General features: G+C 71.5%; 17 protein-coding genes and 1 riboswitch. Of the genes, 9 read left to right on the top strand and 8 right to left on the bottom strand.

Translation table 11 applies throughout. The features are described 5' to 3' along the window. Positions 1–248: 248 nt before the first annotated feature. Entirely contained in the window at positions 249–797 is a 549-nt protein-coding gene (locus tag D7231_RS33140) for a MarR family winged helix-turn-helix transcriptional regulator (protein ID WP_120759820.1), read from the bottom strand. 130 nt (positions 798–927) lie between these two features. Here D7231_RS33140 and D7231_RS33145 point away from each other — a divergent pair, with 130 nt between their 5' ends. After that, positions 928–2,247 (top strand): MFS transporter, encoded by a 1,320-nt coding sequence (locus D7231_RS33145; protein ID WP_120759822.1) that lies wholly within the window; start codon positions 928–930, stop codon positions 2,245–2,247. Positions 2,248–2,305: 58 nt separating this feature from the next. Here D7231_RS33145 and D7231_RS33150 read toward each other — a convergent pair whose 3' ends face one another. Together D7231_RS33150 and D7231_RS33155 are read right to left on the bottom strand one after the other, a co-directional pair. Then, positions 2,306–4,120: an ATP-binding SpoIIE family protein phosphatase gene (locus D7231_RS33150; RefSeq protein WP_120759824.1), complete on the bottom strand. Its 1,815-nt coding sequence runs from the start codon at positions 4,118–4,120 to the stop codon at positions 2,306–2,308. Between the two features lie 266 nt (positions 4,121–4,386). Further along, complete coding sequence (locus tag D7231_RS33155; RefSeq protein WP_228774979.1) at positions 4,387–5,682, bottom strand: NAD(P)/FAD-dependent oxidoreductase; 1,296 nt, start codon at positions 5,680–5,682, stop codon at positions 4,387–4,389. Positions 5,683–6,096: 414 nt separating this feature from the next. Between D7231_RS33155 and D7231_RS33160 the strand changes: the two genes are divergently transcribed. Together D7231_RS33160 and D7231_RS33165 are read left to right on the top strand one after the other, a co-directional pair. Beyond that, positions 6,097–6,831, top strand: a complete 735-nt coding sequence (locus tag D7231_RS33160) for a TetR/AcrR family transcriptional regulator (protein WP_120759826.1) — start codon at positions 6,097–6,099, stop codon at positions 6,829–6,831. A gap of 316 nt (positions 6,832–7,147) precedes the next feature. Next, positions 7,148–9,142 carry a sigma-70 family RNA polymerase sigma factor gene (locus tag D7231_RS33165; RefSeq protein WP_120759828.1) on the top strand — a complete coding sequence of 665 codons (1,995 nt, stop codon included), beginning with the start codon at positions 7,148–7,150 and terminating at the stop codon, positions 9,140–9,142. Between the two features lie 15 nt (positions 9,143–9,157). Here D7231_RS33165 and D7231_RS33170 read toward each other — a convergent pair whose 3' ends face one another. Beyond that, positions 9,158–11,314: an asparagine synthase-related protein gene (locus D7231_RS33170; protein ID WP_120759830.1), complete on the bottom strand. Its 2,157-nt coding sequence runs from the start codon at positions 11,312–11,314 to the stop codon at positions 9,158–9,160. Between the two features lie 824 nt (positions 11,315–12,138). On the opposite strand from D7231_RS33170, the gene D7231_RS33175 reads away from it, so the two are divergent. The 4 genes from D7231_RS33175 to D7231_RS33190 all read left to right on the top strand — a co-directional run bounded on the left by D7231_RS33175 (position 12,139) and on the right by D7231_RS33190 (position 17,439). Continuing rightward, positions 12,139–13,587 (top strand): NsdA family TPR-like regulatory protein, encoded by a 1,449-nt coding sequence (locus D7231_RS33175; RefSeq protein ID WP_120759832.1) that lies wholly within the window; start codon positions 12,139–12,141, stop codon positions 13,585–13,587. Between the two features lie 236 nt (positions 13,588–13,823). Further along, entirely contained in the window at positions 13,824–15,038 is a 1,215-nt protein-coding gene (lhgO, locus tag D7231_RS33180) for an L-2-hydroxyglutarate oxidase (protein WP_120759858.1), read from the top strand. 57 nt (positions 15,039–15,095) lie between these two features. Continuing rightward, positions 15,096–15,977 (top strand): tRNA (guanosine(46)-N7)-methyltransferase TrmB, encoded by an 882-nt coding sequence (trmB, locus tag D7231_RS33185; RefSeq protein WP_120759834.1) that lies wholly within the window; start codon positions 15,096–15,098, stop codon positions 15,975–15,977. Between the two features lie 124 nt (positions 15,978–16,101). After that, positions 16,102–17,439 carry a PrsW family intramembrane metalloprotease gene (locus tag D7231_RS33190; protein ID WP_422396780.1) on the top strand — a complete coding sequence of 446 codons (1,338 nt, stop codon included), beginning with the start codon at positions 16,102–16,104 and terminating at the stop codon, positions 17,437–17,439. Positions 17,440–17,495: 56 nt separating this feature from the next. Here D7231_RS33190 and D7231_RS33195 read toward each other — a convergent pair whose 3' ends face one another. Further along, complete coding sequence (locus tag D7231_RS33195; protein ID WP_120759839.1) at positions 17,496–18,599, bottom strand: MrcB family domain-containing protein; 1,104 nt, start codon at positions 18,597–18,599, stop codon at positions 17,496–17,498. A 161-nt stretch (positions 18,600–18,760) separates the two neighbouring features. Here D7231_RS33195 and D7231_RS33200 point away from each other — a divergent pair, with 161 nt between their 5' ends. Next, a complete protein-coding gene (locus D7231_RS33200) occupies positions 18,761–21,895 on the top strand; it encodes a DEAD/DEAH box helicase (RefSeq protein ID WP_120759841.1) in 3,135 nt (1,044 codons plus the stop codon). Positions 21,896–21,976: 81 nt separating this feature from the next. Then, entirely contained in the window at positions 21,977–22,276 is a 300-nt protein-coding gene (locus tag D7231_RS33205) for a hypothetical protein (RefSeq protein WP_194961459.1), read from the top strand. Positions 22,277–22,322: 46 nt separating this feature from the next. Here D7231_RS33205 and D7231_RS33210 read toward each other — a convergent pair whose 3' ends face one another. From D7231_RS33210 to D7231_RS33220, 3 genes are all read right to left on the bottom strand, one after another. Further along, positions 22,323–23,267 (bottom strand): aldo/keto reductase, encoded by a 945-nt coding sequence (locus D7231_RS33210; protein ID WP_120759845.1) that lies wholly within the window; start codon positions 23,265–23,267, stop codon positions 22,323–22,325. 165 nt (positions 23,268–23,432) lie between these two features. Then, positions 23,433–24,656: a M23 family metallopeptidase gene (locus tag D7231_RS33215; protein ID WP_242000051.1), complete on the bottom strand. Its 1,224-nt coding sequence runs from the start codon at positions 24,654–24,656 to the stop codon at positions 23,433–23,435. 9 nt (positions 24,657–24,665) lie between these two features. Next, a riboswitch (cyclic di-AMP (ydaO/yuaA leader) is annotated at positions 24,666–24,800 on the bottom strand. Positions 24,801–24,871: 71 nt separating this feature from the next. Then, positions 24,872–26,107 (bottom strand): PP2C family protein-serine/threonine phosphatase, encoded by a 1,236-nt coding sequence (locus D7231_RS33220; RefSeq protein WP_242000052.1) that lies wholly within the window; start codon positions 26,105–26,107, stop codon positions 24,872–24,874. Positions 26,108–26,191 lie beyond the last annotated feature (84 nt).

Consider the following 26,191-nt stretch of genomic DNA (forward strand, 5'->3'; position numbering starts at 1 on the left):
CTACTTTAGCGGATTTCCCCGGTGACTCCTAATCGGAGTCCGAGGCCTTCACGATCCGAATTCCGGCACGCCGAAATTCATCCCGTTCAGGGGCCGTGCAGTAGTGAGTGCCGCCGGTGCGGCTCGAGTGGCTGTCTCAGAACCGTCATGGCTCCGTGACAACTCGGAGAACACTACCCATCCGTCAGAGGAGTGTCAACTGGCCGCTGAGCACCCCTCAGCCGGACTCAATCGGGCCCGGTCGGACCTCAGTCGAGGTCGCTCAGCCGTCCGCCGGCGTCCGGCTGGGCGTCCTCCACCCGGCGCAGGAGGCGGGTCAGCATCTCGCCGAGCCGGCCGCGCTCCTCGCCGGAGAGGTCCTGGAGCAGGTCCTCCTCGAAGACCGTGGCCATCCGCATGGCCTCCAGCCACTTGCCGCGGCCTTCCTCCGTAATACCGACGATGACGCGGACACGGTTGCTCTCGTCGCGCTCCCGGGTCACCAGACCCTCCGCGACCATCCGGTCGATGCGGTGGGTCATGGCGGCAGGAGTGAGGCCGAGCCGCTTGGCGAGGTCGCCGGGGCCCAGGCGGTACGGGGCGCCGGCCAGCACGAGGGCCTTGAGGACCTCCCACTCGGCATTGCTGATGCCGAGCTCCGCGGTCTGGCGTCCGTAGGCGACGTTCATCCGCCGGTTGAGGCGGCTGAGCGCCGAGACGACCTTCTCCACCTGGGGGTCAAGGTCCTGGAATTCGCGCTGATAGGCGGCGATCTGTTCGTCGAGGCTCGGCTCGGAGGCGCCGGGGGTGTCAGCCATGCCCGGCAGTATGACACGAACCGATTCGCACTAAAGCCCTTCGCCATGTACTCTTTAGCTTCGAACTTTACTGTTGAAGTCTTCAGGCTTGGACAGTCCCGCCCCTCAACCACGACCTAGGAAGGTGAGTGTGACCACCGCGATGGGCGCAGCTCTGCGCCGGATCCAGCTGGGGAACGCCCTGAGTGCGTTCGGCAACGGCTTCACCGTCCCGTTCCTGTTCATCTATGTGTCGCAGGTACGGGACCTCGGAGCGAGCACCGCAGGCCTGGTGCTCATGACGTTCGCCGTGTCCGCGCTCGTCGTGCTCCCCTTCGTCGGCCGGGTCATCGACCGGCGGGGTCCGCTGCCTGTCGCCGTCGCCGGTACGGTCGCCGCCGCAGCCGGGTCGATGGGGATGGGGCTGGCGTCCACCGAGTCGATGGTCTTCGCCGCGGCCGCGGCGCTGGGTGCCGGCATCGCGGTGATCCAGCCGACGCTCGCCACGATGATCGTCTGGTGCTCGACGCCGACGACCCGGTCGCGCGCGTTCGCGATGCAGTTCTTCCTGAACAACCTCGGCCTCGGCCTCGGCGGTCTGCTCGGTGGGCAGCTCGTGGACACCTCGGACCCGGGCAGCTTCGTGCGGCTCTTCTCGATCGAGGCGGCGATGTTCCTGGTGCTGGGTGTCGCCGTGGCGACCGTGCGGCTGCCGAAGGCGCCCAGGGTCGAGGACGCGGTCCCGACGGACGAGGGTGCCAAGGGCGGCTGGCGGACGCTGCTGGGTGACCGGGCCATGGTGCAGCTGTGCGTCCTGGGCTTCGTGATGTTCTTCGCCTGCTACGGACAGTTCGAGTCGGGCCTGGCGGCCTTCGCGGTCGAGGTCACCCGCATCTCGCCCGCGACGCTCGGTATCGCGCTCGCCGCCAACACCGCGGCGATCGTGCTGGCGCAGTTCGTCGTCCTCAAGCTGGTCGAGGGGCACCGGCGCAGCCGGGTCATGGCGCTCGTGGGTCTCATCTGGACCGTTGCGTGGGTGGCCGCGGGGATCTCCGGGCTCGTTCCGGGGGCGCACGGTGTGGCGACCGCGCTGCTGATCTCCACGTACGCGCTCTTCGGCATCGGTGAGTCGATGCTGTCGCCGACGGTGGCGCCGCTGGTGGCGGACCTGGCGCCGGCCCGGCTGGTCGGTCAGTACAACTCGGCGTTCGCGCTCGTGAAGCAGCTGGCGCTGGCGATCGGGCCGGCCGTGGGCGGTCTGATGGCCGGTGGCGGCCTGTACGTGGCGTACATAGCCATGGTGATCGCCTGCTCCCTGCTCATCACGACCCTGGCGCTGCGGCTGGGCCGCCGGCTCACCCCGGCGCAGGACAATCCGCTGGTGACGCGTGCACAGCGCCGCCCGGCGAAGGCCGAAGCGGAGACGGAGACGGAAGCGCAGACGAGCGAGCGCACCGCCGTACACGTCTGACACACGTATGCATATAAGAGGAGAGGGAGGGCGCCCCGGGCGCCCTCCCTCTCCTGCGTCACCCGTGCCCCGCCGGCAAAGCGAACTCGCACCAGACGGCCTTCCCGCCGCCGGGTGTGCGCCGTGAGCCCCAGGACGAGGCGATCGTGGCGATGATCGAGATGCCGCGCCCCGCCTCGTCGGCCGGCTCGGCGCGGCGGCGCCGCGGGAGGTGGTCGTCGCCGTCGGTGACCTCGATGATCAGCCGGCGGTCGGTGCGGCGCAGGCGCAGCCGCATGGGCGGTGTGCCGTGCTGGAGGGAGTTGGCGACGAGCTCGCTCGCGGCGAGGACGCCCAGGTCCCGCAGCTCGGTCGGGAAGCGCCAGCTGACGAGGACGCCCGAGGCGAAGGCGCGGGCCCGGGGAGCGGCCTCGATGCCGCCGAGGAGCTCCAGGGCGGCGTTGTGGAAGAGCTCGGCGTCGTGGCCGGTGCGCGCGGGGTGCTGGAGGACGAGGACGGCGACGTCGTCGTCGTGGTCGGCGGTCACGCCGAGGGCGCGGATCAGGCGGTCGCACATGACCTGGGGTGATCCGGTGGCGCCGGCGAAGGCGCGCTCCAGGGCGGCGACGCCTTCGTCGATGTCCTCGGTGCGGCGCTCGACGAGGCCGTCCGTGTAGAGCACGGCGCTGGAGCCGGGGCCCAGCGGCATGGTGCCGGAGGTGTGCATCCAGCCGCCGGTGCCGAGCGGCGGGCCGGTGGGTTCGGCGGCGCGGCGGACGGTGCCGTCGGGGTCGCGGACGAGGATCGGAAGGTGGCCGGCGGAGGCGTAGACCAGGCGGCCCTCGTTGGGGTCGTGGACGGCGTAGATGCAGGTGGCGATCTGGGTCGCGTCGATCTCGCCGGCGAGGCCGTCGAGGAGCTGGAGGACCTCGTGGGGCGGCAGGTCGAGGCGGGCGTAGGCCCGTACGGCGGTGCGGAGCTGGCCCATGACGGCGGCGGCGCGCACGCCGCGGCCCATGACGTCGCCGATGACGAGGGCGGTGCGGCCGGCGCCGAGGGTGATGACGTCGTACCAGTCACCGCCTACGGCGGTGTCCTTTCCGCCGGGCTGGTAGGTGGCGGCGACGCGCAGGTCGTCGGGCTGTTCGAGCTCCTGCGGGAGGAGGCTGCGCTGGAGGGTGACGGCGGCCTCGCGCTGGCGGCGCTCGCTGGCGCGCAGCCGCTCGGCGGCCTCGACCTGGTCGGTGACGTCCGCGGCGAAGACGAGGACGCCGGGCTGCCCGGCCTCGGGGGCGCCGACTTCGATCGGGGAGCAGGTGAACGTGTAGTAGCCGCTGCGGGGGCGGCTTTCGGCGTCGGCAGCCGCGGGGGCGGGCGCCTGGTGCGGGACGTCGGCCACGGGGGCGCCGTCACCCGGGGCGGGTGGAGCGGGACGGGGCGCGGCGATGTTCGTCGCGGCGTTGATGTCGGCGGTGACGCGGCGGGACTTGACCGTACGGGGCCGGCGGCTGCGCAGGACCTGGTCCATGAGGGGGAGCAGGCCGAGCTCGGTGAGCTCGGGGAGGGCTTCGCGGGCGGAGGCGCCGGGGGTGCGGGGGCCGAAGAGGGCGGCGTAGGCGTCGTTGACGTAGGCGATGCGGTGCTCGGGGCCGTAGACGACGGCGACGAGGGCCGGGACCTTGCCGAGCGTGTCGTGGACGGAGAGGCCGTCGAGGGTCGGGACGGGGCCGTCCGGTGCGGGGGCCGCGGGCGGGGTGGCCTCTGCGCGGGCGGCGGGCACGGAGCCGCCGGCCGCGGGCGGTGCGGGGGCGGCGGTGCGGTCCTTGCGGTCGGCGCGCGCCGCGGCTCGGCGCTGTGTGCCGGGGAGCCGGGCGCTCCAGCGGGTGAAGTTCACAGAGGATTACCTCGCGGAGTCGTTCCGGACCAGCTCGGCGACGTGGCGTGGCCGATCCGCGTGCCCGGCGCGGGGCCGCGGTTGGCGGTGCGGGGGACTGCCCCCGGGGGAATGCAGCAAACGTCCGAATCCTCGTAATTGTTACTCTTCGCAGGTACGAGCCCACCCATGGTCACACGACCAGTGTGGCCGACCGGACTGACATCCGTCAGACGTCGGCCTCTCCGGGGGAGTTCCCGGCTCCGCCACAGGGCCCATGACCTGCTTCAACTCGCTTCCGGGTGACGTCCCGTGTCTGCGGCGAGTTCGAATTCGGCCCGGGGGTTTTCGAGCGAGCCGAGGGAGACGATCTCGCGTTTGAAGAGGCCCGTGAGGGTCCACTCGGCGAGGACGCGGGCCTTGCGGTTGAAGGTGGGGATCCTGCTGAGGTGGTAGGCGCGGTGCATGAACCAGGCGGGATAGCCCTTGATCTTCCTGCCGTAGATGTGGGCGACGCCCTTGTGGAGGCCCAGGGAGGCCACGGAGCCGACGTACTTGTGCCGGTAGTCCTTGAGGGGCTTGCCGCGCAGGGAGGCGAGCACGTTCTGAGCGAGGACCTTGGCCTGGCGGACGGCGTGCTGGGCGTTGGGCGCGCACACGGCGTCGGGGGCGTCCGAGGTGAGGTCGGGGACGGCCGCCGCGTCGCCGGCGCCCCAGGCGTGCTCGACGCCGTCCACGGTGAGGGCCGCGGTGCACTTGAGGCGGCCGTGGCTGTTGAGGGGGAGGTCGGTGGCGGCGAGCACCGGGTGGGCCTTGACGCCCGCGGTCCAGACGAGGGTGCGCGTGGGGAAGCGCGAGCCGTCGCTGAGGACGGCGACGCGGTCCGTGCAGGAGTCCAGGCGGGTGTCCAGGCGGACGTCGATGTTGCGCCCGCGCAGCTCGCGCAGTGCGTAGCGGCCCATCTCCTCCCCCACTTCGGGGAGGATCCGGCCGGTGGCTTCGACGAGGACGAACCGCAGGTCCTCGGGTTCGAGGTTGTGGTAGTACCGGGCGGCGTAGCGGGCCATGTCCTCGAGTTCGGCGAGGGCCTCCACTCCCGCGTAGCCGCCGCCGACGAAGACGAAGGTCAGGGCCGCGTCGCGGACGGCGGGGTCGCGGGTGGAGGAGGCGATGTCCATCTGTTCGAGCACGTGGTTGCGCAGGCCGATGGCCTCCTCGACGGTCTTGAAGCCGATGCCGTACTCGGCGAGACCGGGGACGGGCAGCGTGCGCGAGACGGAGCCGGGCGCGAGGACCAGCTCGTCGTAGTGGATCTGGACGGCTCCGGTGCCCTCCTCGTGCGTGGCGAGGGTTTTGATGGCGGCGGCGCGCTTGGCGTGGTCGATGGACTTGACCTCGCCGATGACGACCTGGCACTTGTCGAGCGTGCGGCGCAGGGGGACGACCACGTGGCGCGGGGAGATGGAGCCGGCCGCGGCCTCGGGGAGGAAGGGCTGGTACGTCATGTACGGCTCGGGGTCGATCACGATGACGATCGCCTCGCCGCGCCTGAGCTTCCGCTGCAAGCGCAGGGCGGTGTACATCCCGACGTAGCCGCCGCCGACCACCAGAATGCGCGCCGGTTCCTTCGCCAAGGCCACTCCTCAGTCGTCGAGGTCCGCGAGCACAGCTCCTTCCCCATGACGCACCCCCGGCCGGAGTTTGTCCACAGGCCGTGCGAAATGTATGACCGACGGCGGAGCTGATCCCTCCATGGGGGGCGCACCGGTTCGAGAGACAGGTGCGCAGGTCAGGGTGGATGCGGTGGGGTTGTGGGGTGGTGCAGAATCGGTGCGGAGGGGGGAAGTACTCCAATCGGGGATGCCCGGTGCGGAACTACCCCTTCTTTCTTGACCTGGGCTCAACTATGTTCGTACTCCGTCGGGGTGTCAGAGACGTGCCCCGGCAGTCAGGGCGGGGAGTCTCCGGGGGGAGACGTCATAACCGGGGGAACACATATGCATATGCAGGGCTCTCATTGGTCGACCGCTGTCGCGCCGTCAGAGGCGGGCGGTGGCCGCAGCACGCCGTTGCGCGTGGACGCCCAGCGCAATCTCGAGCACGTACTGCGCGCGGCCCGCGAAGTCTTCGGCGAGCTGGGCTACGGCGCGCCGATGGAGGACGTGGCGCGCCGCGCCCGCGTCGGCGTGGGGACGGTCTACCGCCGCTTCCCGAGCAAGGACGTCCTCGTCCGGCGGATAGCCGAGGAGGAGACCGCCCGGCTGACCGAGCAGGCGCGCACGGCGCTCGGTCAGGAGGACGAGCCGTGGTCGGCGCTCTCGCGCTTCCTGCGCACGTCGGTGGCGTCCGGCGCGGGCAGGCTGCTGCCGCCGCAGGTGCTGCGGGTCGGCGTCGACGCCGAGAACGAGGAGATCGAGGCGCGCGTGCCGCAGCAGCGGCAGCCGGGCGCCACGGGCGGCCAGCTGCACGAGCTGCGGCTGGTCGAGCAGCGGCCGGCTCCGGTCGCCGAGCGGCACGACGCTGGCGCCGCGGCGCTGCTGGAGGTCGTCGGGCGGCTTGTGGAGCGGGCGCGGGCGGCGGGCCAGCTGCGGCCGGACGTGACGGTGGCCGATGTGCTGCTGGTGATAGCGACGGCCGCGCCGTCGCTGCCGGACGCGGTGCAGCAGGCGGCGGCGTCCTCGCGGCTGCTGGACATCCTGCTGGAGGGGCTGCGCTCGCGGCCGACCGAGTAAGTCTCCGGGGGCGCGTTGCTGCGGCTCGCTTCGGCAGCGCACCCGCGTAGCTCACTGCGGGCAGCGCGCTTGCATGGCTCGCTCCTCGTAGTTCGTTTCCGTAGCTCGTTTCTGTGACGGGCGCGCCCGGTACGGCTTCGCAGGCCGTCCGGGCGCATCCGGAATCCTCTTCCCCGTTCGGGTGACATCCAGTGCTCCATGCGGCAGAAGTCGCCCCGGACGAGTGGTTGCTGCCCATCGCGTGCCAGTGACGGCCATGCCCTGTGCCACGCTGTGCCGGTGTTCGGGTGTACCGGCATGTACAGGGGCCTGCGCTATGGGTGTTGACGGGCAGGAAGAATCGAGCGGGAACGAGAAGGCGGACAGACCGCCCTCGCCCCGGTCCTCCGGAGAGGGGCGTCCCGCGGCGCCCAGTGTGCCGCAGCAGCGCAGGCGCAAGCACCGCAGGACGGATGCTGCCGCCGAAGCGCCCCTGACGGACAGCCAGCTGGTGGCCCGGATGCGGGCCGGCGAGAGCGATGCGTACGAGGAGCTCTACCGCCGTCACGCCCCCGCGGTCCGCCGCTACGCCCGCAGTTGCTGCCGCGACAACCACACCGCGGACGACCTCACCAATGAGGTCTTCGCGAGCACCCTGCAAGCGGTGCGGGGCGGCGCGGGGCCGGAGACGTCGGTGCGCGCCTATCTGCTCACCACGGTGCGGCGGGTCGCGGCCTTGTGGGGCAAGAGCGCCAAGCGGGAGCAGCTCGTCGAGGACTTCGCGGAGTTCGCCTCGTCGGCCGAGCAGCTACCGGCCGGTGCGGGGGACGGGGAGACGTCCGGCCTGGGCGCGGACGTGCTGGCCATGCAGGAGGCCGAGCACTCCCTGGCCGTGAAGGCGTTCCGCAGTCTGCCGCCGCGGTGGCAGACGGTGCTGTGGCACACCACGGTCGAGGAGGAGTCGCCGAGCGAGGTCGCGCCGCTGCTGGGGCTGACGGCCAACGCGACGGCGGTGCTCGCGCACCGGGCGCGCGAGGGGCTCAAGCAGGCGTATCTCCAGGCCCATGTGAGCTCTTCGCTGACGGCGGGCGGCGACTGCGCCCGCTATGCGGACCGGCTCGGCGCGTATGCCCGGGGCGGGCTGCGGATGCGGGCCGAGCGGGGTCTGCGCAGGCACCTGGAGAGCTGCGCGCGGTGCCGTACGGCGGCGCTGGAGGTCGCGGATGTCAATGAGCGGCTGCGGGCGCTGCTGCCGGTGGCGGTCATCGGCTGGTTCGCCGCAGGGTTCTCCGCCAAGGCAGCTGCGGGCCTGGCGGCGGGGGCGGCGGCCGGGGCCGGCACGGCGGCGGGAGCCGGCGTCGCTGCTGCGAGCGGTGGGACTGCCGGGGCTGCTGGTTCGGGGGCGGGAGCGGGTGGTGCGTCCGGCGGGAGCGCCGGCGGTGGGGCCGGTGGCTCCGGGAGCAGTGCTGCGAGCCATGGCCTGGGGGCGCCCGCGAAGATCGGCATCATCGGCGGTGTGGTGGCCGCGGCCGGAGCGGCCGTCGCGTACGCACTGATCGGCTCGTCCGCGCCGGCCCCGACGCCGCAGGCCGAGGCCTCCAAGGCGCCCGTGGCGACGCCCCGGCCGACGCCCGTGCCGCAGCGGAGCCACTCCCCCGGCCCGTCGCCGACGCCCTCGCCGGTTCGCTCGGTGCCGGCGCCCCGGGCGAAGGCGCCCGTCGCGGCGCCCACCCGGCCCGCCGCCGCGGCATCCGCGGTCCCGGTCCGCGCCGCGTTGCCCAAACCGCGGCCGAAGCCGTCGCCGCCTCCCGCGCCGCCCGTCCACCGGCCTGCGCCCTCGCCGTCTCCGTCCCCCTCGCCGTCGCCTTCGCCCACCCCGTCGCCCCCGCCCCGGCCGCCCGCCGTCTACCAGCTCGCCCAGCTCTCGTACGCGGGCGCCGGCGACGGCACGAAGCCGGAGGTGCGGCTGGGCGTGCACAGCTGGCTGTGGCAGCGGTACGGCCTGCGGGTCGGCGGCGTCACGTACGGAAACGGCGTGAGCGTGCACGCGCCCTCGGCCGTCACCATCGAGCTGAACCGGCCCTGTACAGCCTTCAGCGCCCTCGTGGGCGTCGACGACATGTCGATGGGGCTCGGTGCCGCGCAGTTCTCCGTCTACGGCGACGGCGTGCCGCTGTGGCGTTCCGGCGTGGTGCAGGGCGGGGAGCCGGCGGTGCCGGTGTACGTGCCGCTCTCCGGCCATCGCACGATCCGGCTGACGGTGCAGCCGCGGCACGGCATGGGGTGGACGGCGGTGTCGGACTGGGCGCGGTCGTGGATCTCCTGCGGGTGACCGGCTCGGCTTCTCTCATAGAGGCGGGCCGGGTGCCACCCCGCCCGCCACCGCCCGCTGGCGCGGTGCCGCCGAGCCGGTCCAGCACGTGCCGCGCCGGGCCAGCAGGCGCCGCAGCCACACCTCGGTGGAGACGAGCTCCGCGAGGCCGTCCAGGGGCAGCGCACGGCCGTTCGCGGCCCCGTGCAGCGCCGCGCGGACGACGCGGGCCTCCACGAGTCCGGCGTCGGCGAGCAGCGGGGCCTCGAAGAGCTCCAGCAGCGGGCCGGCAGAGGCCCGCAGGCCCGCCCGTACGGCTGCCGCGTGCGCGGCGTGCGACGTGGCGCCCCAGCCCGGGGGCAGGTCGCGCACGCCCGCCCCGGCGAGGACGGCGCGCAGGACCGCGGCGCGCGCCCCCGGCTGCACCCGGAGCGCCTCGGGGAGCGAGCGGCAGGCCCGTACGACTTCGTTGTCGAGGAAGGGGGCGTGGAGGCGCTGGCTGCGGACCTCGGCGGCCTGTTCGAGGATGCGGTGGTCGGCGGCGTGCCGGGCGAGGGCGGCGGCCGCGCGGCGCTCCCCGGGGCGTTGCGCGAGGCCTTGGGGGCGGACGGCCGCGGCCTGGAGACGAACCGATACTTCGGCCAGAGCTTCACCCGTGAGCCAGCGGGCGGCGGGCCCGGGCCGGCACCACGTGAGGGCGGCGAGGGACGCGTCGACGGCCCCGCCCACGCCGGCCGGGAGGGCCTGGCCCGGGGTGTCGTCCACGACGGGGAAGGCCGTGGCCCGTAGCTGCCCGGCGGCCGCTTCGAGGCCTTCTCTGTAGGACGTACGGGCCAGCCGGCGGGCCGCCCGGTAGACGGTGAAGGGGATGACGAGGGCCTGTGCGGAGGCCCGGTCGGCGCGGGCGAGCGCGGAGACGGGCCGCAGCAGGTGGCGTCGGCGGCGGTCCATCAGGAGGTCGGCGAGGCGCGCCGGGTGGGCGTCGAGGACCTGGCGGGCGCCGTGTCCGACGAGGTGGTCCGCGCCGCCCGCGGCGAGGCGGTGCCGGTGGCGTTCGGCGGTGATGAGGGAGGGGCCCGGTTCGTCGGTCAGGGGGCCGCCTGCGAGGTCCGCGTAGGGCAGGGCTTCCTCGCCCGCGGCGACGACGATGTGGCGCAGCCGGGGGTTGGCGGCGATGGCGTGGGCGCGTTCGAGTTCGGCCTGGCGGACGCGGCTGTCGTCGGTGACAAGGTCGTTGAAGGTGACGGCGAGCAGCCGTCCGCCGCCGCCGGTGCCGTGGCCCAGGGGGGTGCCGGGCAGGCCTGGCAGGCCGGCGGCGAGCAGCGCCAGGGTGGCGGAGGCGCTGCCTCCGGAGAGGTCGGCGCCGACGCCGGGGGCGGGGCCGCCGCGGGCGGCGCGGCGGTGGGCAGGGCCCATGCCGGGCACGGGGCCGGGGTCGAGGCCGCTGAAACCGGGGTCGGGGGCGTGCCGCGGGGCGGCGAGGCGGGTGCGTACGGCTTCGACGAGGGCGTTCCTTATGTCCTCGACGGCCTTGTCGGGCGGCAGTTGGGCGGCGGAGACGGCGAGCGACGCCGTCGGTTCGTAGCCGGTGATATCGCGGGCGCCGTCGCGCAGGACGAGGGCGTGCCCGGGCGGCACCCGCCGTACGCCCTTGTAGGGCGTGCCGTCGGCGAGTGCTTCCGGGGAGTCGGGGCAGGCGAGGAGGGCGGCGAGGTGGCCGATGTCGAGCTGGGCCTCGATGAGGTCGGCGAGGGGCAGGGCGGCGGTGGCGTAGGCGGTGCCGCCGGCCCAGGCGGTGTGGAAGACGGGCCGGGCGCCGGCCAGGTCGCCCACGACGGTGGTGCGGCGGCCCACTTGGGCGACGGCGGTGTAGCTGCCGGGCCAGGCGGTGAGGTGGCGCAGGGCGCCTCCGCGGGCGGCGACGAGCCCGGCGCGCAGTTGCTCGTCGCCGGCGCCGCAGCGGCCGAGGACGGCGAGGCGGGTGAGGGGATCGAGCTGGACGACGCGGACCTCGTCGGGACGCCAGTCGCCGACGGCCCACAGGGGGGCCGGATCGCCCCACAGGAGCTGGGCGCCGACGGGGTGAACGGTCGGTGCGTCGAAGTCGCCGTGATCGCCGTAGGCGCCGGGGGGTGCGGCATGTTGTTGCACGGTCCCCGAGGTGGTGCTGCTCCACCCCACCACCCAGCGCATGACGCCTCCACAGGCTGTGGACAACCGACGTGGACAACGAACCTGGACAACAAGCGTTAACGACGAACGTTTACGACGCACGTTTACAACGAACGCGACGACTGACCGAGCGGCAACTGACCGAGCGCCGCGACACATCATGCACAGGAGTCCGCCGGTTGCCACAACGAGACCACCACGAACGAGGCAACACGCCGGTCGCGCCTTTCGCCCCAACTCACGTCATTGCGGAGCGAAATGGCGTGCCGTCGCGCCGTGCGCAGACGACTGTGCGTACGCAACCGCCATGCTGTCACGTACGGAGGGATAAGAGGCCCACGCGCGCGTGCGACGCGCCAAGGACGTATCCCCGAAGGGCAGTAGGGCGGCGGTGGGCGGCTGCCCGTACGGTCGGTCAGGCGGCCGGGCGCAGCGTTCCGGACGGCGCTATCCGGCCAAACTCGGGACGGTGCGGCCATGGGGGCGCACTCGCCCGGTGCTTCGACCCACGCGTCACGGTCCGGGAGGCGGTCAGCCGCCTCCCGGACCGGTCCGCCGCCCGCGGGGAATGAGGCGGCGGCTTCCCCCAGCCCACTGGATCCAGTGCAGCGGGCCAACCCACGCAACTCCCATGGAAGCGCTCCCTTGATGGCGCGGATAGAGCGCACGGCGGGCGCACAGCCACACACAACCGGAGCACGTGCCCCTCGGTGCACGTCCGCACGGACCAGAATCTCGCCATCCGGGACACCACCTCTTAACGGTCGGGATGCGGGGAACTACGCTGGGTTTACGAATGCCCCGCGCCTATGCCGGGGCGGGCGTCGCGTCGTCGAGGGGTGCGCATGTCCAGGGAGCCACGCGGGCCGAACGAGAAGCTCGGCACCGTCCTCGCCCTCGCCGGGATCAGCAACGCCGGTCTCGCGCGCAGGGTCAACGACCTCGGTGCGCAGCGCGGATTGACGCTTCGCTATGACAAGACGTCCGTCGCGCGCTGGGTCTCGAAGGGCATGGTGCCCCAGGGAGCGGCGCCCCATCTGATCGCCGCGGCGATCGCCGGCAAGCTCGGCCGGCCCGTCCCGCTGCACGAGATCGGCCTCGCGGACGCGGATCCGGCGCCGGAGGTCGGGCTCTCCTTTCCGCGCGATGTCGGCCAGGCCGTGCGCTCCGCGACGGAGCTGTACAGGCTGGATCTCGCCGGTCGCCGAGGGGGTGGCGGCATCTGGCAGAGCCTGGCCGGATCCTTCTCCGTCAGCGCGTACGCGACGCCTGCCTCCCGGTGGCTGATAACGCCCGCCGACAGCTCGGTCGCGCGCGAGGCCCACACGGCGGCCGGCGAGGCCGAGGGCGGGGGCGGCCCGGACGGCGCCATACCGCAGCGTGTGGGCCACAGTGACGTCAGCAAGCTGCGGGAGGCCGCGGAGGACGCGCGCCGCTGGGACTCCAAGTACGGCGGGGGCGACTGGCGTTCGTCGATGGTCCCCGAGTGCCTGCGGGTCGACGCGGCGCCCCTGCTGCTCGGTTCGTACAGCGACGAGGTGGGCCGCTCGCTCTTCGGCGCCACCGCGGAGCTGACCCGGCTGGCCGGCTGGATGGCCTTCGACACCGGCCAGCAGGAGGCCGCGCAGCGCTACTACATCCAGGCCCTGCGGCTCGCCCGCGCGGCCGCCGACGTGCCGCTGGGCGGCTACGTGCTCGCCTCGATGAGCCTGCAAGCCACGTACCGCGGCTTCGCCGACGAGGGCGTCGACCTGGCGCAGGCCGCCCTTGAGCGCAACCGCGGCCTGGCCACCGCCCGCACCATGAGCTTCTTCCGCCTGGTGGAGGCCCGGGCCCAGGCCAAGGCCGGGGACGCACCCGCGTGCGGTGCCGCGCTGAAGGCCGCCGAGGGCTGGCTGGAGCGGGCCCGTACGGGAGATCCGGACCCGTCCTGGCTCGACTTCTACAGCCACGAGCGGTTCGCGGCGGATGCCGCCGAGTGCTACCGCGACCTGCGCATGCCCCGGCAGGTGCAGCGCTTCACGGAGCAGGCGCTGGCCCGTCCGACGGAGGAGTTCGTCCGCTCGCACGGGCTGCGGCTCGTGGTGTCCGCCGTCGCCGAGCTGGAGTCCGGCAATCTGGACGCGGCCTGCGCGGCCGGCACGCGGGCCGTGGAGGTCGCGGGCCGGATCTCCTCGGCGCGCACCACGGAGTACGTCCGCGACCTGCTGCACCGGCTGGAGCCGTACGGGGACGAGCCGCGGGTGATGGAGCTGCGGGAGAGGGCGCGGCCGCTGCTGGTGTCGCTGGCGTGAGGGTGGTGCCGGCGTCATCGGCGTGAGGGGTGGTGCCGGCGCGCGGGGGGCCGTCGGCGCGAGCGCGTGATCAGTTCTCTCCCCGGTCTCCTGTCCGATCTTTCCCGATCCCCTGTCTGACCTGGGTTTCGACCGGATGTCAGTGGCGCAGGTCATGATGGGGGGCGTGGGTGAGGCGCCGAGGGGTCCCGGATGCCCGGTCGCGGGTGTGCCGGCAGGCGCGGGGAGGTGACGTGGTGAGGGCGTACGACTGCGATGTGCTGGTGGTCGGCGGCGGCATCGTGGGCCTGTCGACGGCTTACGCGATCACGCGCGCCCGGCCGGGTACGAGCGTCGTGGTGCTGGAGAAGGAGCCCGGTCCCGCGCTGCACCAGACCGGGCGCAACAGCGGGGTGATCCACAGCGGGATCTACTACCGCCCGGGGTCGTTGAAGGCGCGGTTCGCGGTGCGGGGCGCGGCGGAGATGGTGAAGTTCTGCGCCGAGCACGGCCTGCCGCACGAGGTCAGCGGCAAGCTGATCGTGGCCACGGACCAGGCGGAGCTGCCGCGGCTGCACGCCCTCGTCCAGCGCGGCCGGGAGAACGGCGTGCCGGTGCGCGAGCTCGGCCCCGCCCAGATAGCCGAGTACGAGCCGCACGTCCGCGGCACGGGGGCCATCCACGTCGGCTCGACGGGCGTGTGCGACTACGGCGCGGTGGCGCGCTGCCTGGCCCGTCTGGCGGAGGACGCGGGGGCCTCCGTGCGGTACGGGGCGGAGGCGCGCGTGATCGGGCGGCGCGGTGCGGCGGTCGCGGTGCGCACGGGGCTCGGCGAGGTGCTGCGCGCCCGCGCGCTGGTCAATTGCGCGGGGCTGCACAGCGACCGCGTCGCGCGGCTCGCGGGCGACGACCCCGGCGTGCGGATCGTCCCCTTCCGCGGGGAGTACTTCGAGCTGGTCCCGGAGCGTGCGGAGCTGGTGCGCGGCCTGGTCTATCCGGTGCCGGACCCGGCGTTCCCGTTCCTGGGCGTCCATCTCACGCGGGGCATCGACGGCACGGTCCACCTGGGGCCGAACGCGGTCCCGGCGCTCGCCCGCGAGGGCTACGGACCGCTGACGGTGCGCCCCGGCGAGCTGGCGGGGACGGTGGGCTGGCCCGGCTCCTGGCAGCTCGCCCGGCGCCACTGGCGCTACGGCGCCGGGGAGGTGCGGCGCTCGCTGTCCAAGCGCGCCTTCACGGAGGCTGCGCGCCGCCTGCTGCCGGAGGTGACGGCGGAGGACCTGATACCGGCCCCGTCGGGGGTGCGGGCGCAGGCGGTGCTGCGGGACGGCACGCTCGTGGACGACTTCCTGTTCGCGGAGTCGCCGCGGATGGTGCACGTGCTGAACGCGCCTTCCCCGGCGGCGACGGCCGCGCTGCCGATCGGGCGGGAGGTGGCGCGGCGGGCCCTGCGGGCGGTGGACACCCTCTGACCTGCGGAAAGTGAAAGCCTCGGGCTAGTTTCCGTACGCCCGTAGAATTGAAGGACTGTGTCCGAGAACCACGCTTCCCCCTCAGCCCCCGCGACCGCCGGCGAGCAGTCCGGCGCTCCGGCCGCCGAGGCGACCACCGCTTCTCCGGCCGCCGCTTCCTCAGCCGCTGCTTCTTCGGCCGCTGCGCAGCAGGCCCGTGGCCGTCGCGAGCCGATGTTCCCCGACGGTCCGGCGCCGGATCCGGCGGGCTCGCATCACGAGCGGCGCATCCGCTCGTTCCAGCCGCGCCGCAGCCGGGTCACGACCGGCCAGGGTGAGGCCCTGCGCCGCCTGTGGCCCAAGTGGGGCCTCGACATCGACGGCCTGAGCAAGCTGGACCTCGGCGAGCTCTTCGGCGACCCTGAGCTGCCCGTCGTGCTGGAGATCGGCTTCGGCATGGGCGAGGCGACGGCCAAGATGGCCGCGGCCGACCTGGGCACGGGCATCCTCGCCTGCGACGTGCACACCCCCGGCCAGGGCAACCTCCTCGGCCTGGCCGAGCGGAACGGCCTGGACAACGTCCGGGTCGCCAACGGCGACGCGATCATCCTGCTCCGCGAGATGCTCGTCCCGGACTCCCTCGCGGGCCTGCGCGTCTACTTCCCGGACCCGTGGCCCAAGAAGCGGCACCACAAGCGCCGGCTGATCCAGCCGGAGTTCCTGGCGCTGGCGGCCACGCGCATGGCCCCGGGCGCGCTGCTGCACTGTGCGACGGACTGGGAGCCGTACGCGGAGCAGATGCTGGAGGTGCTCTCCGCGGCGCCGGACTTCGAGAACACCCAGTCCGACGGCGGCTTCGCGCCCCGTCCGGACTTCCGGCCGCTGACCCGGTTCGAGGGGCAGGGGCTGGACAAGGGGCACGTGGTCCACGACCTGCTGTTCCGCCGCAAGGCACACTGATCGCATCGCACTGACGCCCTGCCGTACTGACGCCCTGCCGCTCTGACGCGCGCCGGCAGGCGGCAGGAGGGCCGGGCCCCGGAATTTCGGGGCCGCCCCGGCATCCCTTGGTTAGGGTCGTCGAGTGCATGAGTCCCCAACCCACCAGCAGCCTGCAGCCGGGCCGGCGCCCGCCTCCGGTCAGCAGCCGAACTTCCCCGCGATGCCCGCCCCCGCGGGCTGGCGCTACAAACCGCGCCGCGCCCTGTGGGACAACAAGGCGGTGCGCGCCGGCGCGCTGATCCTGCTCCTGGCCCTGTGCGGCCTGGTGATCCTCGCCCTGGTGCGGGAGCAGACCGGCACCGAGGGGTTCCTGGTGGGGCTCGGCCTGGCCGTCCTGCCCGTGCCGCTGCTGGTGGCGGCGTTCCGCTGGATGGACCGCGTCGAGCCGAAGCCCTGGAAGAACCTGGTCTTCGCCTTCTCGTGGGGCGCGTGCGCGGCCACGCTGATGGCCATCATCGCCAACGGCTACGCCACCGAGTGGCTGCTCAGCTCCGTCGACCTCGCGCAGCGCCCGGAGGCCGACAAGTGGGGGGCGACGTTCGTCGCGCCCGTGGTGGAGGAGACCGGCAAGGCGGCCGCGGTGCTGCTGCTCTACCTCTTCCGGCGCCGGGACTTCAACAACACCGTCGACGGCGTGGTGATCGCGGGCATCACGGCCACGGGCTTCGCGTTCACCGAGAACATCCTCTACCTGGGCAACGCCTTCGCCACCGACCTGAGCTTCGGCCACGAAGGCGTGCCGGCGGCCACGGTGGCCACCTTCTTCATGCGCGTGCTGATGTCGCCGTTCGCCCACCCGCTCTTCACCACGATGACGGGCCTCGGCTTCGGCATCGCGGCCACCCTGGCCCCGCGCCGCAAGGTGCTCCGCGTCCTCATCCCCCTCGCGGGCCTGCTCACCGCGATGGTCCTGCACTCCGTCTGGAACGGCTCGGCCAGCCTGTCGCCCCTGGCCTTCCTCGCGGTCTACGCCCTCTTCATGGTGCCCGTCTTCGGCGCCCTGACCTGGCTCGCGATCTGGTCCCGGCAGAACGAGCTGCGCACGATCCGCACCTTCCTCCCGGCCTACCAGATCGCCGGCTGGCTCACCCCGCCCGAGCCCCTCGCCCTCTCCTCGATGCGCGCCCGCGGCATAGCCCGCGACGTGGCCCGCCGCACCGGCGGCCCGGCGGCGGCCCGCACGGTGGCGGAGTACATCTCGTTCGCGACGTCCCTGGCCTTCCTCCGCCAGCGCGCCCACAACGGCACGGCGGGCCCGGACTTCACCGCCCGCGAACAGGAACTCCTCCACCACCTCTGGACCCGCAAACACATAGCCCAACCATCCCTCACCCAAGCCTCAGCAACCTTGCCGCGGCCGTACGCCCCGCCGCCGGCCTGGAACGCGGGCTGGCCCCAGGGGCCTGGGCAGTACCGCTGACGGTTCGGATCGGCGCCCTGGTGCGGCTATCTCACCAGGGCGCCGAATCGTTTCTCTCAGTCGACGAGACCAGCCGAGACCGCCGAGGGAGAGCCCTCCCAGCCCTCCGCCGTCATCCACACGGAGGCTATGCCCAGACTCTCCAGGTACGGGGCGTACGCCTTGATGTCTTCGGTAAAGAGCCCCAGCAGATGCGGCTTCGCCGCGTTGCCTTCCTCATCGGCGCTGTTCTTGTAGAGGAAGTGGCTGTATTCGAAGAGCTGGCCCACCGACTCGCGCACGGCTGAGGTCGAGTTGCCGCGCTTCACCGTCTTGGCCTCCACCAACCACTCGTGCCCGCCCTTCCGCAGCACGATGTCTTTCGGATGCTCGGTGGATGCGGTGAACCCACGCTGCTCGATGTACGCCACGAACCGGTTGATGAGGTTCTCGTGGTCACGCGTCTTCTTGATCGTGCGCTCGGGGATGTGGGCGACATAGTCACCACTGTCCTTCGGACGGAAGCCATCAAGGCTCTTGGTCCTGGCGTGGTACTCCTTCGCCGCGTAGGACACCTGCAGCCGGCCGGGCGACTCCTCGGCCTCCATCTTCGCTTCGGCCACCGCCGTCAGCTGAAGGAGCTCGGCCATGTGCCAAAGGTCCTCGCGGAGGGCACTCTCACTCGGCAGCGTGGACAAGTCGTAGCACCGTGCCGCCACGCTCCCCGCTTCGTAGGACAGCGGCCCTGCGACTTTGCTCTTGAAGTCAGGGCGAACATCCCAGCCGGCAACCAGATCCGTCGGGAGCCCTGCCAGCAACACCTTCGCCCTGGTTTCCAGGTAGCTTCGGCGCCGCTTGCCCTCGCCCAACGTCCCGGACAGTCGCGTCACTCCTTGCTGGAGCGTAAGTGTCACGGTCTCAAGGTCAGCGGCGAAGATATAGGCGAGGTAGAGGCCAGCCTTCGGGTCCTCGGTCAAGCGCCGGTCGAACACCCCGATCCACGGCGTCTCTGCGGCATTCCCGTTGCCCCCATGCCCTTCCACCTTGTAGCCCGCTGGCACGGCCGAGGCGAAGCACTGTTCGACATCACGCAAGCGCGCCTGGGCGGGGACGTCGTCCTTCGTTCCCAAGCCCTTGTCATACGTCGCACCAATCTCGATGAGCAGATCACGGATCCCCATGACCAGACCCTACTCACCCTCGATCAAAACGCGTCACCTTTGACCAATTCCCAGTCTGTATGCGTCATCCGCTGCGCTCACAGCCGAGAAGGTGCCAATCCGCTGTCGTACCTCCCTGGTAGAACTTGGCCAACAGCTGGAAGGCAGGGGGGCATACGTCCATGAACGAGCGCTTCAGTCACCACACGCCTGTGCCGGGGCTCTACGAGCAACTGATCACGTCGCGCCTCGAAGAGCGTCTGATCGAGCTGGAGGCCAATGGCTGGAAGGCCACCGCACAGCCCGTCGGGGAACACTCCTCTCCCCACGTACTGGCACGTCACATCAGCCAGACCGTGCATCGAATCCTTGCCTCCCTGAGCCCCTCCGACCGGGTAGTGGCGGCCAACCAGATCCTCGAGTCCATGAGCAGCCTCGAAGGAGCCCATCAGTGGGTTGAGGTGATCGCCGAAGGTCCACGGCAACTGCTCGCCATCGCCGAGCAGGAAACCGGCCCGTACGACGTCCGCCCTGCCACACCCTTGTCCGACACTGCGCTGCTCACCAACGCGCCCGAGGACCCCAACCTTGGCTTCGAACTGCGCGCCGAGCTCGCCACCGCTGACCGCGTCGACCTGCTGTGCGCCTTCGTCAAGTGGCACGGCCTACGCGTGCTGGAGGAGGCACTTGCGGGTGCAGCCTCCCGCGGCGTACCGATCCGGGTCCTCACGACCACGTACATAGGCGCTACGGAGCGGAAGGCACTGGACCGGCTGGTCAGCGACTTCAACGCCGAGGTCAAGGTCAACTACGAGCTCAGGTCCACGCGCCTACACGCAAAGGCCTGGCTGCTCCGCCGGAACAGTGGCTACGACACCGCCTACGTGGGGAGCTCCAACCTCTCTCGTGCAGCACTTCTCGACGGTCTGGAGTGGAATGTTCGACTGTCTTCCGTGGCGACTCCCGCCGTACTGAAAAAGTTCGAGGCCACGTTCGACTCGTACTGGAGCGACGCAGCCTTCGAGCCTTACGACCCCGAGACGGACGGGGAACGGCTAGAGGGAGCGCTGCGGCAAGCTGGAGGTAGGCAACGGGGCGAAGCTGCAACCATCAGCCTCTCCGGCCTTGAGGTGCGGCCGTATCCCCACCAGAGGGACATGTTGGAGCAGCTCCAGATCGAACGCGACGTCCACGATCGTCACCAGAACCTTCTCGTCGCCGCAACCGGCACAGGGAAGACGGTCATGGCCGCGCTCGACTACCGGACACTCCGCAGGAAGCTTCAGAACCGCCAGCTGAAGCTCCTGTTTGTCGCTCACCGCAAGGAGATCCTCAAGCAATCGCTGCTCACCTACCAACACGTGCTCAACGATGCCAATTTCGGCGAGCTATGGGTGGGCGGGGAAGTTCCCGAGGACTGGTCTCATGTCTTCGCGAGCGTCCAATCGCTCACCGCCCAAGCCCTCGAACGCTTCGCACCGGGCCACTTCGACGTGATCGTCATTGATGAGTTCCACCATGGCGTCTCACCGACCTATCGACGCGTTCTCGATCACTTCAAGCCCGCAGAGATGCTGGGTCTGACCGCGACCCCTGAGCGAATGGACGGCGAGAACGTCCAAGATGAGTTCTTTGATGGCCGCATCGCAGCTGAGATGCGCTTGTGGGAAGCGCTGGAGAACGACCTCCTCAGCCCGTTCCATTACTTCGGAATCGCCGACACGGTGGACCTGGAGAGCCTGACGTGGAAACGTGGAGCCTACGAGACGAGCGAGCTGGACAAGCTATTCACCGGTAATCATGCTCGCGCCCGCCTAGTCGTCAAGGCAGTGCAGGACAAGGTCACCGATCCGAGCAGCATGCGCGCCCTAGGGTTCTGCGTATCCGTGGCCCATGCGCACTTCATGGCCCGTTTCTTCCAGCAGGCTGGCCTCAATGCCAAGGCCCTCGACGGCTCGACGCCGGCGCCCGAGCGCGCACAGGCGCTGGCCGACCTCCGGGACGGGAAGATGCAGGTGCTCTTCTCCGTCGACCTGTTCAACGAGGGGTTGGACATCCCCGACGTGGACACCCTGCTCCTGCTCAGGCCCACTTCAAGTGCCACGGTCTTCCTCCAGCAGCTTGGCCGCGGGCTCCGGCGCACACCCGACAAGGCCGTGCTGACCGTCCTCGACTTCATTGGGCAGCACCGTAAGGAGTTCCGCTTCGAAGAGCAGTTCCGGGCCTTGACCAATCTCACGCGCAAGCGTCTTGTCGACAATATGGAGCAGGACTTCCCGCTGCTGCCTTCTGGCTGTCAGATCGTGCTCGACCGCAAGTCCAAGAAGCGCATCCTGGACAACATCAAGAGCCAGCTCAACGTCAACGTCACGCAGCTGACGCGCGAGGTGGCCGCCTACGCACTGCCTGCGCTACCGGACTATCTTCGCGAGAGTCAGCACGAGCTCAAGGAGCTCTACCGCTCCGGCAACTCCTGGACGCGACTCCTCCGCCGAGCTCGCCTGCTCCCAGAGGTCGGACCGGATGGCGAGGAAGCGCTACTCAAGCGCATCTCGGCATTCCTGCATGTCGATGACCCGGAGCGCGTAGTTGCCTATAGCCGGATGCTTGAGGATGGCGCGCCTGCGTATGAATCGTTGGATGAGCGTGGCCAGGCATACGCCCGCATGCTCTTCTTCTCATTGTGGCCGCTTGGAGGCGGCTTCGCCTCGTACAGTGGGGGTTTCCGCGCGCTGGAGGGTCAAACAGCGTTTCGCAGCGAGCTGCGTCAGGTCCTCAGCTACAACCTCTCGCACACGGGGCACCTGCCCGTCCAGCTTGTTGGGCGCAGGGCCAACACCCCCTTGACCGTGCACGCCTCCTACAGCAGGGAAGAGATACTCCCTGCTCTGGGACAGGTAGAGCTGGGAGGCTTCCTCCCCGGGCACTTCCGTGAGGGCGTGAAGTGGTGCCAGGACGCCAAGGTGGATGCCCTCCTCGTCACCCTTGAGAAAGATGAGAAGGACTTCTCTCCGGAGACGCGGTACAAGGACTACGCACTGAGCCCCGAGCTCTTCCACTGGGAGTCCCAAAACCAGACGTCCAGCACCTCACCCACCGGGGTTCGGTACCAGACGCACAAGGAACTGGGCACCGATGTCTTCCTGTTCGTCCGCCGGTACAAGAAGAACGACATCGGCGGCGCGCAGCCCTGGATGCTGCTAGGCCCGGCTGAGTACGTCTCGCACGAGGGCAGCAACCCCATGGCCATCGTTTGGAAGCTCAAGCATGAGCTGCCAGCCGATGTGTGGTCGTACGCCGCCATTGCGGCCGGTTGAACCTACCGCTCCCCGTAGCCGTCGCCCGTATCGCTCGGCGTAGCCTCGGAGGTGTTGGGGTTCTTGATGTGGAGGTGTGGGATGGGTCGGGTTCCTGCGGGTGTGGTTGCTGCTGGTGGGCTTGTTGGTGGGTACGGGGTTGCCCGGTGGACCAAGAAGCGGCCGCTTGGTGGGGCTGCGCTGGCTGTGGCCGGTGGGGTGGCTGCTCGGCAGTGGGCCGGGAAGGTCGGGGTGCCCAAGGCTGCGGCGCTGACCGGGCTGTACGTTGCCGCGTTCGGCGGGTCGCATCCGCTGGCGAAGAAGATCGGGGCCTGGCCGTCCGTGTTCGCCGTTGCCGGTGGGGTCGCCCTGGCCTCCTGGGTTGTGGAGAGCCGGGCCTGAAGAGGAGCGCGGGGCTTCGTGTTCCTGAAGCCCCGCGTTCTCGCCGTTACGCCGACGCCTCCGTCAAGCGCTTCAGCTCCTCGTCCGTGAGCTTCAGATCCGCAACCGCCAGCAGCGCCGGCAGCTGCTCCACCGTGCGGGCGCTGGCCAGCGGCGAAGCCACGGTCGGCTGGGCCGCCAGCCAGGCCAGGGCCACCGTTGCGAGCTCCGCGTCGTGGGCCGCGGCGACCTCGTCCAGGGCGGCCAGGACGCGCAGGCCGCGCTCGGATTCCAGGTACTTGCCGGCGGCCCCCGCGCGGGCGCTGTCCACGGCGGTACCGGGGCGGTACTTGCCGGTGAGGAAGCCCGAGGCCAGGGCCCAGTAAGGGACCGCCGCCAGGCCGTGCCGCGCCGCCACGGACGCCAGCTCGCCCTCGTACGTGTCGCGGGAGACCAGGTTGTAGTGCGGCTGGATCGCCACGTACTTGGCCAGGCCCGCGGTGTCCGAGAACTCCAGGGCCTCCCGCAGGCGCTGGGGCGTGATGTTGGAGGCCGCGATCTCGCGGACCTTGCCCTCCTTCACCAGCGCGTCGAGGGCGGTGATGAACTCCTCCACCGGCACCGAAGGGTCGTCGTAGTGCGTGTAGTACAGGTCGATGTAGTCGGTGCGCAGGCGGCGCAGGGACTCCTCGACGCCCGACTTGATCACGGAGGCCCGCAGGCCGCGGGGCTCGGGGACGCCCGCGCCGACCTTGGTGGCGAGGACGATGTCGGCGCGGTTGCCGCGTGACGCGAACCAGTTACCGAGGACGGTCTCCGACTCGCCGCCCTGGTTGCCCGGGACCCAGGCGGAGTAGACGTCGGCGGTGTCGACGAAGTTGCCGCCGGCCGCCGCGTACGCGTCGAGGACGGCGAAGGACTCCGCCTCGTCCGCGGTCCACCCGAAGACGTTGCCGCCGAGGGCGAGCGGGTGGACGGAGAGGTTGCCGATCTTCTTGTGAATGTCAGCCATGCATTACCTCAGCGTCCCTGCGGGAGCGGGTATTCCGGTTCGGGAGCCAGACTGTGCCGAGGCCGATCGCCACGGTCCAGTGCCGGCGCGACCGCGGCAGGCAGTCCAGCCGCGCCGGTACGGCCGCCGTGATCGTCGCGCCGTCCGCGTTGTGCGCACCGTTCGCTACGGTCGCAGGCCCCTGCCTCGCAGCCAGCCCAGCGGATCCACCGGCGCGCCACCGCCCGGCCGGACCTCCAGGTGCAGATGCGGTCCAGTGACGTTGCCCGTCGCGCCGACCCGGCCTATGACCTGGCCCGCGGCGACCTTGCCCGACGTGACCACCATCGACGACAGGTGGCAGAACCACAGCTCCGTGCCGTCGTCGAGCCTCAGCACGATGCGGTAGCCGTACGCCCCCGCCCAGCCGGCCTGGGTGATCGTGCCGCCGCCCACCGCCTTCACCGGCGTGCCGGTCGGGGCGGCGAAGTCCTCGCCCGTGTGGTGCGCGGACCACATGTTGCCCGCCTGCCCGAAGCCGGCCGTCAGGGTGTACGAGCCGACGGGGAGGGTGAGCGCGCCGGAGTGACGGACCGGGGCGGGGGCCCCACCGGACCTCTCCCTCTTCTCCGGCTGCTTCCTCTCCGGCGTCCGCGCCCGGGGCCGTTCCTGGGTCCGCTCCGGAGACTCCGGGGACTGCGGAGACTGCGCCGACGTCGCCCGCCCCTGCTCAGCTTGCTTCTGCTCAGCCTGCTTTTGCTCAGCCGCCGCGGCCGCCGCCGTACGCGCCGCCTCCGCCTCGGCCGCCTTGTGCTCCGCCGCCTGCTTCTGCTCCGCCGCAGCCACCGTCACCCGGGCCGCCTGCGCCTCGGCATCAGCCGCAGTCTGCTGGTGATCGGCCTGCTCCAGGATCCTCGCCCGGAGCGCCTCACCCGCCCTCGCCGCGTCCTGCGCCATCTCGGAAGCGGCCGTACCGCTACCGGTCTCCTCGCCGAGGGAATCGGCCGAGGCCGTGCCCGCCGCGCTCCCCGCGAAGAACGAGCCCACACCCGGCAGCTGCGCCAGGTCGGGCATGGATATGGAGGCCGCCGGACGCTCCTGCGCACTCGCCATCCCGCCCGCGCCGACCGCCGCGATGACACCCACGCCGAGCACGGCACCGCTGCGGGCCATCGTGCCGCCGCGCTGCTTGACGACGCGGTGGCGCCCGCGACCCGCGCCGAAGGAGAAGGCGCTGAAGGCGGAGGGTTCGTACGACCGCTCCGGTTCGTAAGACGACTCGGGCTCGTAAGACTGCGGTTCCGGCTCCGGCACGTACGGCGGTGCGTACGCCGGTACGAGCGGAGGATCGTAGGAGTCGTGCTCGTATGCGGCGTCAGGCCCGTAAGCGGCAGGCTCGTTGGATGCCACGAAGGCACTCCTTTCCTTCCTTCTCGCCTACCGGGTTAGCTGACGGGTTCGGAGCAGGAAGGTCTCCTACGAGCCGCGTGCGGCCCGATTCACCCCAGGGTGGTGGTTCCCCGGTTCCCAGAAACATGCCGGTGTATCAGGTGGCACTGTGCCCGCGGGATTCGGCGATGGCGCACGGTGCACCGCCTTGTGGCGGTTGCGACGACCGCGCTCCGTTATCGAACGTTAATAGACATGCCGGGTGGATTCCAAGCCGAAAGCCCGGATCCACCGCTCTTCCCTGACAGCTCTTCACAGGACGTCCGCCCACGGAACCTGTCGATACTTTCTACGAAATGCTGTTCGATTCGCTCGATGCGTTCGCCGCGCCGAATCGCCAACAGGGCCATGTCGTCGGCGGCCTGACCGCCCGAATGACGCGTGACCTCCGCGACCAGGCTGTCCAGCAGCGCTTCCGGGCTCTTGAACTGCCGGCCCGTCAGCTCCGCCCGCGGGTCGTAGAAGGCACCGTCGGCGTCCCTGGCCTCGGTCACCCCGTCCGTCATCAGCAGCAGCGTCGACCCCGCGGGGAACTCCCGCTCCTCGGCCCGGTCCGGCCACACTCCCAGGTCCCCCAGCCCGAGCGGCAGTGCGGGCACGGTCGGGTCGGCCGCACCGACCCGGCCGTCCGCGTGCAGCAGGAGCGGCGGCGGATGGCCGCGGTTCAGCAGGCGGAGTACGGGTTGCCCCGGCGGCAGCTCCGCCAGGACGGCCGTGGTGAAGCCCTCGTGCTGGTCCAGGTTCGCGCGGCGCGCGCCTTCCCGTTGCAGCGCCCGCTCCAGCCGCACCGCGAGTCCCTCCAGCGTCGGCTCCTGATCGGCCGCTTCCCGGAAGGCGCCGATGACGACGGCGACGGCCTCGACCGCGCCCAGGCCCTTGCCGCGGACGTCGCCGACGACGACCCGTACGCCGTGGGGGGTGTCCTGGACCGCGTAGAGATCGCCGCCGATCCGGGCGCCGGCATGCGCGGCCACGTAGCGTGCGGCCACCCGCAGGCCGCCGATGCGGGACGGGGGCGCGGGCAGGACGGCACGCTGGGCGGCCTCCGCGATGCCGCGGGCGGAGGCGAGCTGCTGGTCACTGCGGTGGGCGATGCGGTTGATGCCCAGCGCGACCAGGGAGACCGCGCTGATGGCGGCGATCTCGGCCAGCGCCTCACCGGTGTCGGACGGCCGGTGGTAGAACACGAGGCCGACCGCGACCGCCACCGCGGCCAGAGCGGCCGCGGCGGTGGCGCGGAGGGTGTGCAGGGGCGCCGCGACGAGGGGCGCGGCGGAGAGGAAGGGGGCGCACGTGTAGTTCGCGGGCGCCCCGAGGCCGAACAGGGCTCCCCCGGTGATCAGGAGGGCCGGAAGCCTACGGGCAGCGCGGCGGACGGTGCGCCCCGCGGCGCGGCAGGCAGTTCGGCTCACCCCTCCCACCCTTCCGGGCGGGAGGTCACCGGGCGAACGGTGCTCGGCCGATCGGGGGGAAACCGGCCGACCGGCCAGGCCCCC

Origin of the sequence: Streptomyces klenkii, assembly GCF_003626645.1 — a bacterium.
GTDB classification, from domain to species: Bacteria; Actinomycetota; Actinomycetes; order Streptomycetales; family Streptomycetaceae; genus Streptomyces; species Streptomyces klenkii.